The following is a 17,784-nucleotide window of genomic DNA, read 5'->3' as shown; positions in this document are numbered from 1 at the left end:
TTATAGTTCTTTCACAGCCATTTTAAACTGATTGCCACGGTCTTCGTAGTTTTTGAACAGGTCAAAACTTGCGCAGGCCGGCGACAACAGCACCGTATTTCCTTTATTTGCTAAGTGGTAAGCCACCTGAACAGCTTCATTTGCAGAGAAGGTATTGACGATCACTTCTACATCATCTTCAAAAGCCTCATGAATCCTTTTATTGTCTTTTCCTAAGCAGACGATTGCCCTAACTTTCTCACGAACCAGGTCTTTCAGCATGCTATAGTCATTGCCTTTGTCTACACCACCCATAATCAGGATCACACCCGGGTTCACACTTTCCAGCGCATACCAGGTAGAGTTCACATTGGTCGCTTTCGAATCGTTGATATACTCCACGCCGGAGATTTTACCAACATGTTCCAGACGATGTTCCACATTTTTGAAGTCACTCATGCTCTCACGAATCACGGAATTTTTAATATCCAATATTTTCGCAACTATGCCCGCAGCCATAGAATTATAAACATTATGCTTGCCTTGTAAAGCTAATTCTGTGATCGACATGGTTAATTCCTCTTTTAAGTTAATGTTGATGTGTAAGTTATTGCCCTCTAGGTAAGCGCCATTTTCAATCTCCTTACGGATAGAAAAAGCCAGCATCCCTGAATTGATTTTGACAGACTTCATGGCTTTCAAAGTCTCGTCATCATCAGCACAATAAATGAAAACATCATCACTCTGCTGATTTTGAGTGATCCGCAATTTCGAGGTTGCATAATTACTCAGTTTATAGTCGTACCGGTCCAAATGATCCGGCGTAATGTTCAATAAAATGGAAATATCGGCTTTGAAATCATACATATCGTCCAGCATAAAACTGGAAATTTCCAATACGTAATAATCAAAATCAGCTGTTGCAACCAATGCGGCAAAGCTATTTCCAATATTTCCTGCCAGGGCAACGTTCAATCCCGCATTTTTTAAAATGTGGTACGTCAACAAGGAAGTCGTTGTTTTACCATTCGATCCGGTAATACAAATCGTTTTTGCCTTGGTATATCTTTTCGCAAACTCAATTTCCGAGATCACTGAAATGCCTGTTGCTTTCAGCGCTTTGATCATTGGAGCAGCTTCCGGAATCCCGGGGCTCTTCACTACTTCTACCGCATTCAAGATCAGTTCAGCCGTATGCTGCTTTTCTTCAAAAGCGATATTCAGTTCCTGCAAACGTTCTTTATACTGCGAAGGGATGGCACCTAGATCAGATACAAAAACGTCAAATCCTTGTTTCTGGGCTAAAATAGCTGCACCTACACCGCTTTCACCGGCTCCTAAAACGACTATCCTTTGCTTTTCCATTATCGAAGTTTTAAAGTGATAATCGTAATGATGGCCAATAAAATTCCAATAATCCAGAATCGTGTAACGATTTTAGCTTCATGGTATCCTTTTTTCTGATAGTGGTGGTGTAAAGGAGACATCAAAAACACCCTTTTTCCTTCTCCAAACCGCTTTTTTGTATATTTAAAATAGCTCACCTGAATGATCACAGACAAGTTTTCAATCAGGAATACACCACATAAAACCGGGATCAATAATTCTTTACGGATCATGATGGCAAAAGCGGCGATGATCCCACCAATGGCCAGACTTCCGGTATCTCCCATAAACACCTGTGCAGGGTAGGAGTTATACCATAAAAAGCCAACACAAGCACCTACAAAGGCACCCGCAAAGATCATCAGCTCCCCGGAGTTTGGAATATACATGATATTCAGATAGTCGGCAATCACGGTATTACCCGATACATAAGCCAGCAAGCCCAGGGTAATCCCAATAATAGCGGAAGTTCCTGTAGCCAATCCATCAATCCCATCTGTGATATTTGCCCCATTGGATACCGCAGTCACAATAATGACTACGAAAAACAAGAACACAAACACTGAATATTTCTCATAACCTTCTCCTAAAAACTTTAGGACTTTGGCGTAATCAAACTCGTTATTTTTATAAAAAGGAACATTAGTCAAGGTAGATTTCACATCCTGTGTATAGTAAAAACTCTCTCCTTTTTGTCGCAATACCATCGGCGCAGTTGCATTGGTAATACCGGATTCATCCACCGTCTGACGCACTACGATATTAGGATTGAAATACATCGTCCAGCCAATAATTAAGGCCAGACCAACTTGTCCAACGATTTTAAACCTACCTGCTAAGCCTTCTTTGTTTTTTCTGAAAACCTTAATGTAATCATCGACAAAGCCAATCACCCCCATCCAAACGGTGGTAATGATCATCAGTAATACATAAATATTAGAAAGGTTAGCCAATAATAAAGTAGGCACCAAAATCCCTAACAGGATCATAATTCCACCCATTGTTGGGGTTCCTTGTTTTTGCATCTGTCCTTCCAGTCCCAGGTTTCTCACAGTTTCACCCACCTGCATTTTTTGCAGATAGTTGATAATGGCGCGGCCAAAAACAGTAGTAATGATTAAGGAAATAATGATTGCTAAGGAAGTACGGAAAGTGATGTATTGAAATAACCTCAATCCCGGAAAATCGTAATGTGCGTTTAGGTATTCGAATAAATAATATAACATTAGCTGATCAAGTTTAATTGTTCCATTAATATTTCCTTATCATCGAAATGATACCTCACGCCATTGATTTCCTGATACTTTTCATGCCCTTTTCCAGCAAGCAGGATAATATCTCCTGGTTTTGCTAAATAGCAAGCCGTTTTAATCGCTTCTCTTCTATCTACTATGCTCAACGTCTTCCTTTTATTTGTTGGCGACACGCCCTTTTCCATTTCCTCTACTATCGTTTGCGGGTTTTCCGACCTTGGATTGTCCGAAGTCAGGATCACCTTATCACTCCAATCGCAGGCCACCTGTGCCATAATTGGTCGTTTTGTTCTATCTCTATCGCCGCCACAGCCGATGATGGTAATCACCTGTTCAGTGCCTTTTCTAATGTCAGCGATGGTACTCAATACATTCTGCACCGCATCTGGTGTATGTGCATAATCTACAATGCCGATGATCTGGTTACTCGAGGTGATGTAATCAAACCTGCCTTCAGCTCCCGTAAGGTTGCTCAGTGCGGTTAACGCTTCCAGTTTATCTTCGCCTAACAATACTGCGGTACCGTAAACGGCCACCAGATTGTACGCATTGAAAGAACCCACGAGTTTAAAGAATACATCTGCCTGATCAATTTCCAGGTGTAAACCATTGAAGCTATTTTCTACCACTCTTGCTTTAAAATCAGCCAGCTGTTTTAAAGCATAAGTCATTTTGGTAGCTTTGGTATTCTGCAGCATCACCATCCCGTTTCTATCGTCCAGATTGGTCAGCGCAAAGGCACCTGCCGGCAATCCATCAAAAAATGCCTTTTTGGCTTTAATGTAATTGTCGAAAGTTTTATGGAAGTCTAAATGGTCATGGCTGATGTTCGAAAACACAGCACCCACAAAATCTAAACCTTCAATACGGTGCTGAACTACGGCATGAGAACTCACTTCCATAAAGCAATATTCACAGCCTGCATCTACCATTTTCTGCAGCAACTCATTTAAGGCAATCGGGTTTGGCGTAGTGTGCGTAGCCGGAATCACCACATCATCGATGTGGTTTTGTACCGTAGAAATCAATCCTACATGATAGCCCAGCGTACGGAACAGTTTAAACAAGATCGTTGCTATCGTCGTTTTGCCATTTGTACCGGTAATTCCCACCAATTTTAATTTCGAAGAAGGGTTGCCATAATAATTAGCCGCCATTTCTCCTAAGGCGACCGAACTATTGTCTACCTGTATATAAACTACTCCCGGAACGGTCTGCGCAGGAATCTGCTCACACACAATCACAGAAGCACCTGCCTGTATCGTATTTTCTATATATTTATGACCATCTGAAAGCGTTCCTTTAATGGCAAAGAACACCGCATCTTTAATCACCTGACGGGAATCAAAAACAAGCGCAGTAATCTCCCTATTGGTAGATCCAACCAGGTTTGTTATTGCGATTCCATATAAAACGTCTTGTAATTGCATATTATCTTAATTCTAAATCTACTCCTAATCCTCTACCTATTTTACTGCCGGAAGGAATCGACTGACTAAACACCTTTCCACTTCCTCTAACTTTTGTTTTCAAACCTGCATTTCCTAAAAGGTATAGGGCATCTTTCAGTCCCATTCCATTTACGTTAGGCATCAATCCTTTTATAGCGTTGTATTCTTCGTAAACGATCCCGTTATTGGTATCAATACTGTTGAAATAGTCCGACTTTGCCGCGTATAAAGATTTGATCCCGAAAGCACCATATACTTTCTTTACCGCTTTACTTTGTCCCGATTTCGCTTCAGGATTTTTGGTATTGCCTACCAGGTGATCCTGAACATTATTGTACATCTGGATGTCACTTGCATAAATACGATCTGCTATTTCTTTAAATACCGGACCCGCCACTGTTGACCCATAATAACCATTTTTAGGACCATTGATAGATACCATAATCGAATATTTAGGTTTATCCGCAGGGAAATAACCGCAGAACGAGGCCTGGTAACTTCTCTTCGCACGATATCCTTTATTTCCATCTGCCACCTGGGCCGTTCCTGTTTTTCCCGCAACCCGATAAAAAGGAGAGCCCATAAGCTTACCGGTACCTTTGGTCACCACTGATTCCAGCATGGCTTGTAATTTCTTCACCGTTTTATCCGAACAAATCTGCTCGCTAATCACTCTGGCATGGAATTGCTCAATCGGATTGCCCAGTCTCCTAATTTCCTTCACAAAAATTGGGGAGATGTATTTACCATTATTCGCAACCGCATTATAAAAGGCCAGAATTTGTAATGGCGTAATCTGCATCTCATAACCATAAGCCATCTGGGCTAGCGTCAGGTTCTTATTCCAACTTCTGTTCGATGGATTTTTAATCACTGGCTGTGCTTCTCCAGGAATCTGTAAATCCAGTTTCTTGTTCATATGTATATCGTACAAATGATCCGTAAATTGCGCAGGGTTTTCTTTATAATGTGTATTTACCAGTTTAGCAATCGCTGTATTGGCGGATTGCTCAAATGCTTTCATGACTGTTACCACACCAATACCACCATGTGAATCCTTAATTGTATGTCCCGGAACACGGTAAAAACCATCACCTGTATCGACCAAAGTATTCGTATCTACTTTTTTATCTTCCAGCAATGCCATGTATGAAGCTAGTTTGAAGGTAGAGCCTGGATCCTGACTGCCACCAATGGCATAGTTAAATTTCTCTTCATAAACACCTTCTGATACCCTGGTATAATTGGCTACGGCTCTCACCTCACCAGTATTTACCTCCATCAGGATCACAGTACCATGATCTGCATCACTTAACTTTAATTGTCGCTCTAAAGCAGTTTGCGCTAAATCCTGCATATTAATGTCGATAGTAGAAATGATATCCGCTCCTTCTTTAGGGGCTACCTCTGCTTCATCATTAACCGGCATCCATACGCCACCGGCAATACGCTGCACCAATCTCTTTCCACTTTCACCATTGATATAATTGCCATAAGCACCTTCCAGACCTACACCGTTGGCCACATTTTCATTTTTGTACCCAATTGTTCTGGAAGCCAAAAACTTAAATGGTTTAATTCTTTTGTTTTGCTGCACAGCAATCAGGCCACCAGAATATTTACCGATATTATATAGCGGGAACGTTCTGATGATTTTCAATTCCTGATAACCAACTTTACGTTTGATCAGCAGGTAACGTGAGCTATCCTGTCTGGCTGAACGCAGGTAACGCGAATATTCCTTAGGGCTTTTGTCCTTAAAGAATTCTGATAATTTCATGGCTAAAGAATCCACTTTTCCGAAGAACACCTTATTGTCGTCAATACCACCAGCAAACAAATCCATTCTCAATTCATATTCAGGAATGGAGGTCGCCAGCAGACTTCCGTCTGAAGAATAAATGTTTCCACGAGCCGCTTCCACATTGATATACTTAGTAGAGAGGCTGTCGGCCATGGCACGCCACTTATGCCCCTCTACAAATTGCACATCGCATAGTCTGACAAGTACTGCTACGGCAAGCAGTACAATCAGTCCGAATGACAGATAAACACGTAATAATATGTTTGCTCTAATGTTCATTAGCGTTTATAACAATTTTTTTAGGGGGTTCGGTTAATTCCTTAATCCCTAGGGTATCTACTTTTTTAGCAACTTCAGTCAGCTTACTTTTGAACATTAAATCAGCTTTCAGCGATTTATATTCCCAGCTCAACTCCTTTACCTCTTTATTTAACTTGTCAATATTTCTAATGTTCTTCACTGCCATGTGGCTATTTGCGATGTAAAGCATACACAAAACCGACAAAAACAGTAAAAACGGTAACATATCTGTTGCCGCTTCCTTAGTTACTACCCCTTCGGTAAATAACTTCTTAAAGAACGCTTTACCACTCTCAGGCTCCCTATTCTTCCTTTTGGGTTTCTTAATCTGAATTTCTTCAGATCCCAGTTCATCCTCTTCTTCTATATTTTGCCTGAACTGGTTACTCATAATCTTTCTCCAATTCTGAGCTTCGCACTCCTTGCGCGACTGTTGCGTTCCAACTCTTGGTCGTCGGCAATCACCGCTTTTCTGGTGATGACTTTGAATGGTTTCTCTTCGTTACCATAAAAATCTTTCTCCACTTCCCCTCTGAATTTGCCTTTAGCAAGGTAACTTTTAACCGGTCTGTCTTCCAATGAATGGTAAGACATCACCACCAAACGACCGCCTGGTTTCAGGATATCGGCTGTTTGCGTTAAAAAGTTCTCTAACACCTCAATCTCTTTGTTCACCTCAATGCGTAACGCCTGAAAAACCTGAGCCATGTATTTGTTTTCCTTCCCTTTGGGAATATGAGCACCAGCCGCTTTTTTAAAATCCGCAAGGGTTTTAATTGGCTGTTCTACACGACCAGTCACAACCGCACGGGCCAGGGACTTTGCATTTTTCACTTCGCCATAAATACCGAAAATCTTATGCAGTTTATCTTCTGCATAGGTATTCAGCACATCGGCAGCCGTTAATGCCCCTTGTTTGTCCATACGCATATCCAGGTCAGATTCAAATCTGGTAGAAAAGCCACGCTCCGGAACATCGAACTGATGTGAGGAGACGCCTAAATCAGCTAAAATGCCATCTACCGCTTTATAACCTAGCAAACGCAGGTTATTTTTAATAAAGGCAAAGTTCTGATCTACAAAAATGAAACGCGGGTCATCAATTTTATTGCGCTGTGCATCAGGATCTTGATCGAAGGCGATCAACACTCCGTCTTTTCCTAAATGCTTTAATATTTCTCTTGAATGTCCGCCACCACCAAAGGTAACGTCCACATATACGCCATCGGGTTTGATATTCAAACCATCGATACATTCTTTCAACATGACAGGAATGTGGTAATTATTCTCCATCGCTCCTCCTATTTTTATTACCCATTACTTCTTCTGCAAGTTTTGAAAAGTCAGCTGGTTCCTGATCAAACAAAGCATCGTATCCCTTTTTCGACCATACCTCAATCTTATCAAACTGGCAAGCCAAAACCAACTCTGTGTTGATTTCAATGCCTACAGATTCCAATAAAGATTTAGGTAAATTAACCCTTCCTGCTGCATCCAACGTCAATTCCGTGGCACCGCGCGTGAAGTATCGAATAAATTCTCTGTTTTTTTGTTCGTATGGATTCAACTTACTCAACTCTTCCACTATTCCTTCCCATACTTTTTTAGGGTAGATCACGAGGTGTTTTTCAAAACCTCTATTGATCACAAGTCCCTCAGCCTCAACATTAGGCAATTGTTTTTTCAGAGACGAAGGAACCATCAAGCGGCCTTTCGCATCCAATTTACAATCAAACTCTCCTAACAGTTGAACCATTTCTTTATGTGGTCTTTATAATGTAGTGTAAAAATAGATATTTCTACCACTTTTTACCACATTCTACCACAAAAAATTATCAACATAATTCGTACCCCTTTTTTTATGCCTTGAGGGGATCGAAAACACAGTAAATGAGGTGGTAAAAAAAACAGGCGCTTCACAAAATCGCGAAGCGCCTGTCTATTTTTTCATACGAAAAGACTAGTCATTAATGGCTTTTACACCTGGCAATTCTTTACCTTCCATATACTCCAATAATGCACCACCACCGGTAGAAACATAGCTCACTTTATCCTCTAAATTGAATTTTGCGATCGCCGCAGCAGAATCACCGCCACCAATCAGTGAAAACGCGTCATTATCCTGAGTAGCAGCCACAACTGCATCAGCAATTGCACGTGTTCCCTGTTCAAAGTTTGCCATCTCGAAAACACCCATCGGGCCATTCCAAAGCAAAGTTTTCGAACCTTTGATCACTTCAGAAAATAAAGCGATCGTTTTTGGACCGATGTCTAAGCCCATCCAGTCTGTAGGAATACAACCCGTATCTACGTTTTTCTTCTCTGCTTCATTAGAGAATTTATCCGCGATCACGGTATCTAAAGGAAGGTATAAATTCACTCCTTTAGCTTTTGCTTTATCCAGCAATTCCAGACAAAGCGCCATTCTGTCTTCCTCTAAAAGAGAAGTACCGATTTCACCACCCTGAGCTTTCGCAAAAGTATAAGCCATACCACCACCAATGATCAGGTTATCCACTTTATCCAACAGGCTTTCAATTAATAAAATCTTATCTGACACTTTCGCGCCACCCATGATCGCAGTGAATGGTTTCACTGCCCCATCGTTTACTTTCTCCGCATTTTTAAGCTCTTCAGCCATTAAATAACCAAAGTATTTATCATTCGGGAAGAATTCAGCGATGATCGCTGTAGAGGCATGCGCACGGTGTGCAGTACCAAAAGCATCATTCACATATACATCACCAAGTTTCGATAATTTCTCAGCGAAATCACGGTCTCCTTTTTCTTCTTCTTTGTAAAAACGAAGGTTCTCCAATAGCAAAACTTGTCCTGGCTCCAGGTTTCTAGCTTTGTCTGCAGCCTCTTCTCCAATACAATCATTTGCAAACTTCACCTCCAGGTCTAACATTCTGGAAAGGTCACCTAGGATGTGTTTCAAAGAAAATTTGTCATCTGGTCCGTTTTTTGGACGACCTAAATGTGACATCAGGATTACTGAACCACCATCATTCAAAATCTTAGTAATGGTTGGCAATGCAGCACGCATTCTTTTGTCATCAGTAATGTTAAATTCAGCATCCAAAGGCACATTAAAATCTACCCTTACTAAAGCTTTTTTATCTTTGAAATTACACTGGTCTATTGTTCTCATTATTGTTATTGTTTAGAATTATTGGTTTTGAATGGTACTACTTTAAAAAAAGTGTTAAATTATTTACGTCATACCGCTGAGTTCAAATGAACTTTTACAGCTTTCTGAGCATGTCGAAATGAGGTCCTACGCCTGGTATTTCAAACTCTTCGGAAATCAATACAAAGCCCAGCTTCTCATAAAAAGCAGCTGCAGAACTACGCGCGTTGCACCAAATATAAGCAGCATTAGCTGATGTCAGCTCATCAATTGCAAATTTTATCAGCTTTGCGCCATATCCTTTTCCAGCAAAGGCCGGATCAGAAGCCATACCGCGCAAGCGAAAGCCTCCTGAGCCTTGTTCTGGACGATCCTCTGGAAAAAATGTCGCTACAGTAACCAGTTCTGTTCCTTCAAAACAGCCCAGATGAAAAACACCTGCCTGATCATCCTGAGGAAAAACACACTGCTCATAAGCCATCCCATTTCTCAGGACTAAACTTCTTAGTGGCAAGGTCTCTGCCGCTGTAATTCTCTTAATCATGTGTTGCTGCAATTTTTAATACCAGATCCACCAAACGGTTGGAATATCCAGACTCATTATCATACCAACCCACCACTTTCACCATATCACCAACGATAGAGGTCAGCTGTGCATCAAAGATGCAGGAATGTGGATTGTCTAGAATATCAACGGAAACTATAGGGTCTTCGGTATATTCTACCAACTCTTTTAATTCATTTTCTGATGCTTTTTTGAATGCAGCATTGATTTCTTCAATTGTAGTCGGTATTTTCAGCAGACAGGTAAAATCAGTTAAAGAACCATTCAATACTGGAACCCGGATCCCTGCACCACCCAATTTCCCTTCCAGATGAGGAAAAATATTGGTGATCGCTTTTGCCGCTCCTGTACTCGTTGGAATGATCGAAGCCGAGGCCGCTCTCGCTCTTCTTAAATCTTTATGCGGTCCATCATGCAGGTTCTGATCACCAGTCATGGAATGGATCGTGGTAATATATCCTTCCAAAACGCCCCAGTTGTCGTCCAGGATTTTCACCATTGGTGCCACATTGTTTGTGGTACAGGAAGCATTAGACAGAATGGGCGACTTCAAATCGATATGCGTTTCGTTTACACCCAATACCACCATAGGGATATCCTTATCTGCGGCAGGTGCCGAAATCAATACCTGTTTCGCTCCTGCCTGCAAGTGCAGATCCGCTCCTGCTCTGCTGGTAAATTTACCGGTAGATTCTAAAACCAGGTCGATCCCAAGTTCCGCCCAAGGCAATTCTGCCGGATTAGACTTTGCATAAACCTGAATTTTCTTTCCATTCACAATTAAAGCATCAGCCTCAAAGCTTACTGTACCCTTAAATCCACGGTGAACCGTATCGTATTTGAATAAATGCGCGAGTGTTGCCGGATCTCCGAGGTCATTGATGGCCACAACATTGATGTTTTTTTCGATGGCGCTGCGTAAAAAAACACGGCCAATTCTACCAAAACCATTAATTGCTATTTTCATTGGAAAATGTTAGTTATCGATGTTCTTGTTGGTTATTTTGTTGGTTGCAGTCCTGGTCCATCCCGCTAATACTTAATTGGCGATCTCCCTTCCTGCTGACATAAATTCATGGCCTGGAAGAAACAGCTCCAAATCCCTGAAATTATGGGGCAAAAGTACCTATATTCTACGTAGAACAGTGATATTTTTAATATAGAATCTTAAAAATTATGTCATGTTTATTTGGTAAAAAGACTGGTTCTGAATTTAAATCAGTTGAAGAAAAATTAATAACGAAGTCCTTCAACTGGAAAAAAATTTCGAAAAACTCTTTTATTAACAAGAATAATAATAATTTACGATTAGAACCAAATAAAACACCTTCATGAAAAAAAAACAAAGCAAGAGAATGGTCAACCCTATTACTTTTCTTTAATTTATTGATTTTTGGATGTAAAAAAGAAATAATTTCACCAAAAACAACGAATAGAATAAGTATAAATGAAGCTAAAAGCTATTTTCAAGATCACGTTGTCCCGAATAGTAGGCTAACAACTGAAATGCTAAGATCGTATAAAAGACTTACAGCTAAGGATTTAATATTAAATAATAACGTAAATGACCTCCTATACAAAGAGCCATTATGGAATAAAGCCACTTACAAGGGGGTAAATAATGGTACTGCAGTTGCTATACCTATCAATTTCAGATTAAAGTCCTTTCTAAGAGTAGGGAAAAATGAAACTGTTAATTTTGATGAATTGAACTACCTTTTAATTACAAAAAAAGACAACAATGAGCTAACTGCAGACTGGGTAACTTTATATCCTGACCTAGAGTGGTTACGAGGAAAGCGAGTTAAATATATAGGAAAAATTAAAATAGCTGATTGGGATGGAAATTTAAAAAAGACCTACTCCTATCATAAAAATGGGGAAGTTTATACATCAGAGTTCACTAATGGAGATCTATCAAGAAATCAGACAAGCTCTACGAAATGGACTCAAAAGAAACAGACTGTTCTTGATAAAAAAGTTCCAGACTTAATGGCTTTAGGAGATGATAATATTGGTAGGATGTACAAGGATAACGATGGCAATTGTTGGATAAATGTTAGAGAAATTCCAACAGTTGATCAAAATGGATACCCTGGAGTCTTACTTCAGCGAAAGCAAATTGACTGTAGCGACCTTTTTCCGGAGTTAAATGATCCAATAGGTACAAACCCAGGTTCAACAATTGGACACCCAGGATCTTCAGGAACGGGATCAGGCTCAAACCAAAGCTACTATCGACCACATAAATAATCTATTTAAAGCTAATATCACACTAAACCATAATTATTTTAAAGACAGTTCAAAAGAATTTGTAGTTACTAACTTAATTCATGAGATGGTTCACGCTTATCTATTAGAGACGAATAGCACCTATAGAAATGATCCTATAGAACAACAACACAACTTTATGTTTAGTAATTTCGCAAAAGATATTGCAGGTTACCTGATCAGCAAATATAATATGCCTAATACTGATGCTTGGAGTTTAGCATGGTCTGGAATGGGAGATATTTTTCAAAATGCCACTGACGATGAAAGATTTAATACTAATCAAGGAGAGAGTTTAAGCAAAACCGAAATTACAAATGCTTACCTTCCATATAACTACACTGGTGATCCATCATCCAAAGGCACACCAAATTGTGCCATAATAATAAAACTTAATAAATGAAAAAATCCATTTTCATCATTCTATTATTGTGCTTTAATGCTTTAATCAGTAATGCTCAGCACAGGGAAAAAATTATAAAAGAATATTTTGGCCTTGACCCAATTGAATTTAAAAACCAAAAGGACTCGGTCAACGAACTCATTAGAAGGCATTTTTCGATTACTGATGTTGATTACGAGGGAAAGCTTAAAGATTCTGTTGCATTATATAGCTTTGCGATTGAGCTAAATGTAGTCAAGCACAAGGATAGCACTTTAGTTAAAACCATAAATGTGAATGACAGCATCGCGAAGGTTTTATATAAAGATTTTTATTTCTTAAAATACATTAACTTCTCTTCTGTTCTAAAGGAAAAAAAGGAAGCGATCCTGGTGATCCCGGTAGCCATACAAATTACCTGGATCAATAAGCCAACCATGGCAACACCTATGCTGAAGGCTGGGGATGGTGAAATTCTAGATAGAATAGCCACTATGTTTAATTTAGACCTTAAACAAAAAAAACTAAAGACTGACCATTTTATTTATTTGACCCCAATCCTATATTTAGCAGGAACGAAAACATACGAATAAGCTGATCAGCTTAAGTATAACTCAACCCCAATATACAGGATATATAAAAATGTAGAGGCTCTTTAAACCAGCAGAGGCCGCATCATCAAATGATACGGCCTCTGCTGCTAAATGTGTTTTATGAGGATAATGCTTAAATTACTCCGTGTCTGATTTTATAAAAGAACGCAGCTGCAATTCCAGTTCCTGGTGTTTAGCCAACCACTCCACAACCGCTACTTTTTCATTCGTATTACTTTCCAAAGCAGCCATTAAAGAACTTAGTTCTGCTTCATCCAGTTGGAAGTTTCTAAAAAATTCTGCCACCTTCGGCTTAGCTGCTACAAAATGTTTATTGGCTACTGTTTGAATCGATTCTACCGCACCAAAAACAGCTTTCGGATCATTTAAGAACTTTAATTTATAAGTACTGAAGATATAATGTGGTGCCCATCCTGTGATCACTATTGGCGCTTTCGCATCAATACTTTTCTTCAATACAGCTAGCATAGCTGCCTCACTTGAAGACTGTAATTCTAATTTCAGCTCGTAATCTTTAATGGCTTGTTCTGCCTTATTCATGATTCCTGCACCAGCATCAATCCCAACGATTTTACCGTTAAAAAGCTTCGCATTTACGTTTAGATCTTCAATACTGCTGATCTTTACATATTCTGGAACCACAAAACCAATCCTTGCATTTTTAAAGTTCGTTCCTAAAACTTCCAGATTTGCACCAAATTTATCCAGGTATTCTTTATGCGTTACCGGCATCCAGGTATCCAGGAAAACATCGGCATCGCCACCTGCTACAGCTGCAAAAACAGGTGCTACATCCGCGTTTTTCAGCGCTACGGTATACCCTTCCTTTTCCAATAAAACTTTCGACAACTGTGTCATTGCCACCCCTTCTGCCCAGTTTACATAGGCAATCGTTACTTTTTTATCATCATTGGTTTTTCCGCAGGAAGCGATGGTACCAATTACCAATGCGATCAATATACTAGCAAATATTTTTTTCATGTTATCTTATTTTATGATGTTGTACTAATTTTCAATATTCATTCAGGAAGCCTCGTCTATAGCATCCTTTGTGTTTAAACTTTATTTTCTAAGCTTAAACCTTAACTGGTTTCTTTACGCCAAACGACTGTGTAATCCTGTCCAGTATCACAGCTAGAATCACTACAGCGATCCCACCTTCAAAACCTAAACCGATTTTTAGCTGCGTAATTCCTTTCAATACCACCTCACCTAATCCACCAGCTGCAATCATTGCAGAGATCACGACCATAGAAAGTGCCATCATAATGGTTTGATTTACGCCAGCCAGGATGGTTGGTAATGCCAGCGGCAATTCTACTTTAAAAAGCAGCTGACGAGGCGTTGCACCAAATGAACGCGTAGCCTCTACGATAGAAGCAGGCACCTGACTAATCCCTAAAGTGGTTAACCTAACTGCAGGTGGCATCGCAAAGATGACCGTTGCAAAAGCCCCAGGCACTTTACCTAATCCAAAGAACAGCACCGCAGGAATCAGGTAAACGAATGCAGGCATGGTTTGCATTAAATCCAGTACCGGACGGATGATTTTTCCTGCCGTTGGATTTTTAGCCGCCCAGATCCCCAATGGAACACCCATCAGCAAGGCGATAAAAGCCGCAGATAAAATCAGCGCCAGGGTAGCCATCGTCTGATCCCAATAGCCCATTCCCCAAATCAAACCCATTCCCAGAATAGTAAAGACGGTTACGCCCCAGCCGGTACGTTTCCATGCCAAAAAGGCGATTAAAGCAATGACGATGTAAAATGGAGGAAACATCAGTACCCATTCTACCGAATTAACGACAGATTCTACCACAATCTTGATCACGTTAAAAAACGCGCCAAAGTTTAGTGTCAGCCAGTTTATAAATTGTTCTATGTATGTCCCTATATGTATCATTAAATAATTTCTTTTTGAAGGTGATCAATTGTGTTTCCAGTTACGCTTTCCCAGCTTGTACCTGTGGTTTCTATTAACAGGGAAGTTTGGGATACGATGCCGATCAGTTTATTTGTTTTTTCGTCTACTACAGGTACTGCTCTGCCGTTTTCAGCAATATATGGCAGCATCTGTTCTACCGTTGTTTCCGGATAAGCCACAGGAATATCCTTGATGATTGCTTTTTCAATGGTATGCTCTTTTTGTGCTTTCAGCTCCAGCAGATCCTTCAGGTATACAAAACCCAGGAAATGTTTATCAACTGATACCGCTGGTAAAGAGGTCAATCCGGAAATACGCATTTTTCGCAAACTACCTTCTACCCCATCCTTTTTGAAAATCGCTACGGTTGGTTTTTCAAAAAGCAGACTGGCGGCAGTGATGATTGATTTACGGTCTACTTTCTCAACGAAAGAAGCCACGTAATCTGTTGCCGGATTGGTTAAAATATCTTCTGGCGTACCTATTTGTATAATTTCTCCATCTTTCATGATCGCAATGCGATCCCCTAAGCGAATGGCTTCATCCAGATCATGTGTAATAAAAACAATAGTTCTGTGCATTTTCTCCTGCAGATCGATCAGCTCGTCCTGCATTTGCGTACGGATCAGCGGATCCAGTGCAGAAAAGGCTTCATCCATCAATAAAATCTCCGGATCATTGGCTAAAGCTCTGGCCAGACCAACACGCTGCTGCATCCCTCCTGAAAGTTCGCCTGTATGCTGATTTTCATAACCACGAAGGCTCACCAGATCAATCACAGCTTTCGCTTTTTCTTCTCTTTCTTCTTTTGGAATATCTTGCAATTCCAATCCGAATGCTACATTTTCCAATACTGTACGGTGTGGCAGCAGTCCGAAATTCTGGAATACCATCGCCATTTCTTTTCGACGAACAGCTTGTAATTCCAGGTCGCCTAGAGAGGTAATATTTCGTTGATTTAAAATCACGTTTCCTGCGGTAGGTTCAATTAACCTGTTCAGGCAACGCAATAAACTGGATTTACCACTTCCTGATAATCCCATAATGACAAAAAATTCACCTTCTTCAATTGCGAAGCTGGCATTTTTCACCGCTACTGTACAACCTGTTTCTTTGAGGATCTCCGCTTTGGATTTCCCTTGCTTCAATAAAGAAAGCGCAACCTCCTTTTCCTTCCCAAAAATTAGGGTAAGGTCTTCTATTTTAAGTTTAGACATTTTTCGTAGATGTGATGTTAAAAGTAATAGCCGATGTTAATGTTAAAACGACTGTGCCATTTGGCGTCTGGATTTCCTGAGGCGAGACCATTCTGCCATTCAGGACCTAACCAGGGTTGATTTTTTCCTGATGCCCAATCCACATAGGTGACTAGATTTCCTGCATTCAGCATCATTCCCAATACATTCATCTGCGTATCAGTACTTCCTTTTTGTGTTTTATCCATATAGGAATAGTTTTCATAAAAGGTGATTGAACTGACTGGGCCAATATTTACAGGTTGGGTAAAGGCGACAGATGCAGTGTGTAAATATGCTTTTGTGGCCACATCATAAGTGGAACCATAAGCACCCAGATTTACGGTTTGGTTATATTGTGCTGAATCTGCGAGATGGTATTGATAATACATCGACTGCAGCTTGACATTGAACTTCCCAAAAGTAAGGTCGGTATGTATGGCTGCTGCCCATCTGGATCCCATATTTCCGGTAGGGATGTTGTAAACACCGCCCAACATTCCTGAAATACCGATTCGTTTATTTTCTGAGAGTAAATACTCCGTTTTTACGTTCCCCTGGTTTACTTCTTTATTTCTGCCCGCAACATCATAAGAATATCGGGAAGGATCAATGCTGGTTTTATCGCCAAAATCTAGCTCCATTGCACTTTTAAAGAAGGCCAAATCATACATCCAGCGGTTGTTGCGTTGATGAAACCTGATTCCCATGGATGCTTTATCTTCAAAGCCCAGGTAATAGGGAAGGTTAAAAAACCAGTTGTGAGAGTTATATGTCGTGTTCCCGAAGGGATTTTGAACGAGTCCAATTGCGAGATTGGTGCTGTCATTGAAGTGATAGGTTAAATACCCATCTTTTAAAAAAGATCCGCCAGAGGCTTTAGCATAAAACCGATACTCTGCGTGGAAATCGAGTTTTTTGTGGGAGGCATCTACATTGATTCTGAACATATCCAGTCCGAAATCTCCGCCTCTTTTTACTTGTTCTTTTTTCCAGGAGGAAAGGTTGTAGTTGAACCTCAATGCACCTCCTATTTTGAGTGTAGGCTTTTCTGCCTGTTGTATTGAATCTGCCTGTTTTCCCCGGCCTGCTGTATCTTTTTGTGTAGTCGGAATGATTTCTTTATTCGGAACATCCGGTTCATTCGGAACATTCTTTTTGATCGTATCTGACTTGTTTTTTGGAAAAGCCTTCTCTGCCTGGCCTTCTCTGCTTGCCTTTCTTGTCGAATCTGGCTGATCTCTCCTGTCCAGCTGATCTGCACCTAATGGAATTCGGGCTGCAGCGGTTAATATGGGGGTTGGATCTTGGGCCAGCGTCGTCAGTGGGACAACAAAAAATAGTGTTAAACAGCCTATGAGCTGTGTGAATTTTACCATAATATTTTATTAGTACAAATCAGTTCCATTACTGTTTGTAATCAAATGCTTTAAATAAAACATTAAATGAAAATCGGGGGACAATCCCCTTAGACATTTGAACAGATT

Annotated in this window: 17 protein-coding genes; 3 read left to right on the top strand and 14 right to left on the bottom strand. The window is 40.3% G+C overall.

The features are described 5' to 3' along the window. The 10 genes from murD to gap form a co-directional block, all read right to left on the bottom strand. Window positions 1-1,344, bottom strand: a complete 1,344-nt coding sequence (gene murD / locus H9X96_RS17195) for a UDP-N-acetylmuramoyl-L-alanine--D-glutamate ligase (protein WP_187667478.1) — start codon at window positions 1,342-1,344, stop codon at window positions 1-3. Further along, window positions 1,344-2,591: a phospho-N-acetylmuramoyl-pentapeptide-transferase gene (gene mraY, locus H9X96_RS17190; RefSeq protein ID WP_062547099.1), complete on the bottom strand. Its 1,248-nt coding sequence runs from the start codon at window positions 2,589-2,591 to the stop codon at window positions 1,344-1,346. The genes murD and mraY overlap by 1 nt, the downstream gene beginning before the upstream one ends. After that, the gene (locus H9X96_RS17185; RefSeq protein WP_187667477.1) at window positions 2,591-4,048 is read right to left on the bottom strand and encodes a UDP-N-acetylmuramoyl-L-alanyl-D-glutamate--2,6-diaminopimelate ligase; all 1,458 of its coding nucleotides are present in this window, start codon (window positions 4,046-4,048) and stop codon (window positions 2,591-2,593) included. The genes mraY and H9X96_RS17185 overlap by 1 nt, the downstream gene beginning before the upstream one ends. Before the next feature lies 1 nt (window position 4,049). Next, window positions 4,050-6,152 (bottom strand): penicillin-binding protein, encoded by a 2,103-nt coding sequence (locus H9X96_RS17180; protein ID WP_187667476.1) that lies wholly within the window; start codon window positions 6,150-6,152, stop codon window positions 4,050-4,052. Further along, complete coding sequence (locus tag H9X96_RS17175; RefSeq protein WP_187667475.1) at window positions 6,142-6,564, bottom strand: FtsL-like putative cell division protein; 423 nt, start codon at window positions 6,562-6,564, stop codon at window positions 6,142-6,144. Before H9X96_RS17175 ends, H9X96_RS17180 begins: the two co-directional genes overlap by 11 nt. Further along, window positions 6,561-7,466, bottom strand: a complete 906-nt coding sequence (rsmH, locus tag H9X96_RS17170; RefSeq protein ID WP_187667474.1) for a 16S rRNA (cytosine(1402)-N(4))-methyltransferase RsmH — start codon at window positions 7,464-7,466, stop codon at window positions 6,561-6,563. The genes H9X96_RS17175 and rsmH overlap by 4 nt, the downstream gene beginning before the upstream one ends. Further along, a complete protein-coding gene (gene mraZ, locus H9X96_RS17165; protein WP_187667473.1) occupies window positions 7,456-7,929 on the bottom strand; it encodes a division/cell wall cluster transcriptional repressor MraZ in 474 nt (157 codons plus the stop codon). Before mraZ ends, rsmH begins: the two co-directional genes overlap by 11 nt. A gap of 204 nt (window positions 7,930-8,133) precedes the next feature. Continuing rightward, entirely contained in the window at window positions 8,134-9,327 is a 1,194-nt protein-coding gene (gene pgk / locus H9X96_RS17160) for a phosphoglycerate kinase (protein WP_187667472.1), read from the bottom strand. A gap of 94 nt (window positions 9,328-9,421) precedes the next feature. After that, window positions 9,422-9,850, bottom strand: a complete 429-nt coding sequence (locus H9X96_RS17155) for a GNAT family N-acetyltransferase (protein WP_187667471.1) — start codon at window positions 9,848-9,850, stop codon at window positions 9,422-9,424. Further along, the gene (gene gap / locus H9X96_RS17150) at window positions 9,843-10,838 is read right to left on the bottom strand and encodes a type I glyceraldehyde-3-phosphate dehydrogenase (protein WP_187667470.1); all 996 of its coding nucleotides are present in this window, start codon (window positions 10,836-10,838) and stop codon (window positions 9,843-9,845) included. The genes H9X96_RS17155 and gap overlap by 8 nt, the downstream gene beginning before the upstream one ends. 419 nt (window positions 10,839-11,257) lie before the next feature. On the opposite strand from gap, the gene H9X96_RS17145 reads away from it, so the two are divergent. The 3 genes from H9X96_RS17145 to H9X96_RS17135 are packed head-to-tail and all read left to right on the top strand — an operon-like array spanning window position 11,258 to window position 13,117. After that, complete coding sequence (locus H9X96_RS17145) at window positions 11,258-12,124, top strand: hypothetical protein (RefSeq protein ID WP_187667469.1); 867 nt, start codon at window positions 11,258-11,260, stop codon at window positions 12,122-12,124. Then, entirely contained in the window at window positions 12,057-12,545 is a 489-nt protein-coding gene (locus H9X96_RS17140; RefSeq protein ID WP_187667468.1) for a SprT-like domain-containing protein, read from the top strand. Before H9X96_RS17145 ends, H9X96_RS17140 begins: the two co-directional genes overlap by 68 nt. Then, complete coding sequence (locus H9X96_RS17135) at window positions 12,542-13,117, top strand: hypothetical protein (protein ID WP_187667467.1); 576 nt, start codon at window positions 12,542-12,544, stop codon at window positions 13,115-13,117. Before H9X96_RS17140 ends, H9X96_RS17135 begins: the two co-directional genes overlap by 4 nt. Before the next feature lie 138 nt (window positions 13,118-13,255). On the opposite strand, the gene H9X96_RS17130 is transcribed toward H9X96_RS17135, so the two are convergent. From H9X96_RS17130 to H9X96_RS17115, 4 genes are all read right to left on the bottom strand, one after another. Further along, window positions 13,256-14,119 (bottom strand): glycine betaine ABC transporter substrate-binding protein, encoded by an 864-nt coding sequence (locus H9X96_RS17130; RefSeq protein WP_187667466.1) that lies wholly within the window; start codon window positions 14,117-14,119, stop codon window positions 13,256-13,258. A gap of 94 nt (window positions 14,120-14,213) precedes the next feature. Further along, the gene (locus H9X96_RS17125) at window positions 14,214-15,041 is read right to left on the bottom strand and encodes a proline/glycine betaine ABC transporter permease (protein ID WP_187667465.1); all 828 of its coding nucleotides are present in this window, start codon (window positions 15,039-15,041) and stop codon (window positions 14,214-14,216) included. After that, window positions 15,041-16,279, bottom strand: a complete 1,239-nt coding sequence (locus H9X96_RS17120) for a glycine betaine/L-proline ABC transporter ATP-binding protein (RefSeq protein ID WP_187667464.1) — start codon at window positions 16,277-16,279, stop codon at window positions 15,041-15,043. The genes H9X96_RS17125 and H9X96_RS17120 overlap by 1 nt, the downstream gene beginning before the upstream one ends. Window positions 16,280-16,296: 17 nt before the next feature. Further along, window positions 16,297-17,676, bottom strand: coding sequence for a hypothetical protein (locus H9X96_RS17115; RefSeq protein WP_187667463.1), 1,380 nt, complete (start codon window positions 17,674-17,676; stop codon window positions 16,297-16,299). Window positions 17,677-17,784 lie beyond the last annotated feature (108 nt).

It is taken from the genome of Pedobacter sp. N36a (genome assembly GCF_014472395.1).
GTDB lineage: Bacteria > Bacteroidota > Bacteroidia > Sphingobacteriales > Sphingobacteriaceae > Pedobacter.
Note: the sequence above shows the minus strand (reverse complement) of the source record. Positions and strands in the feature narration are given on the sequence as shown.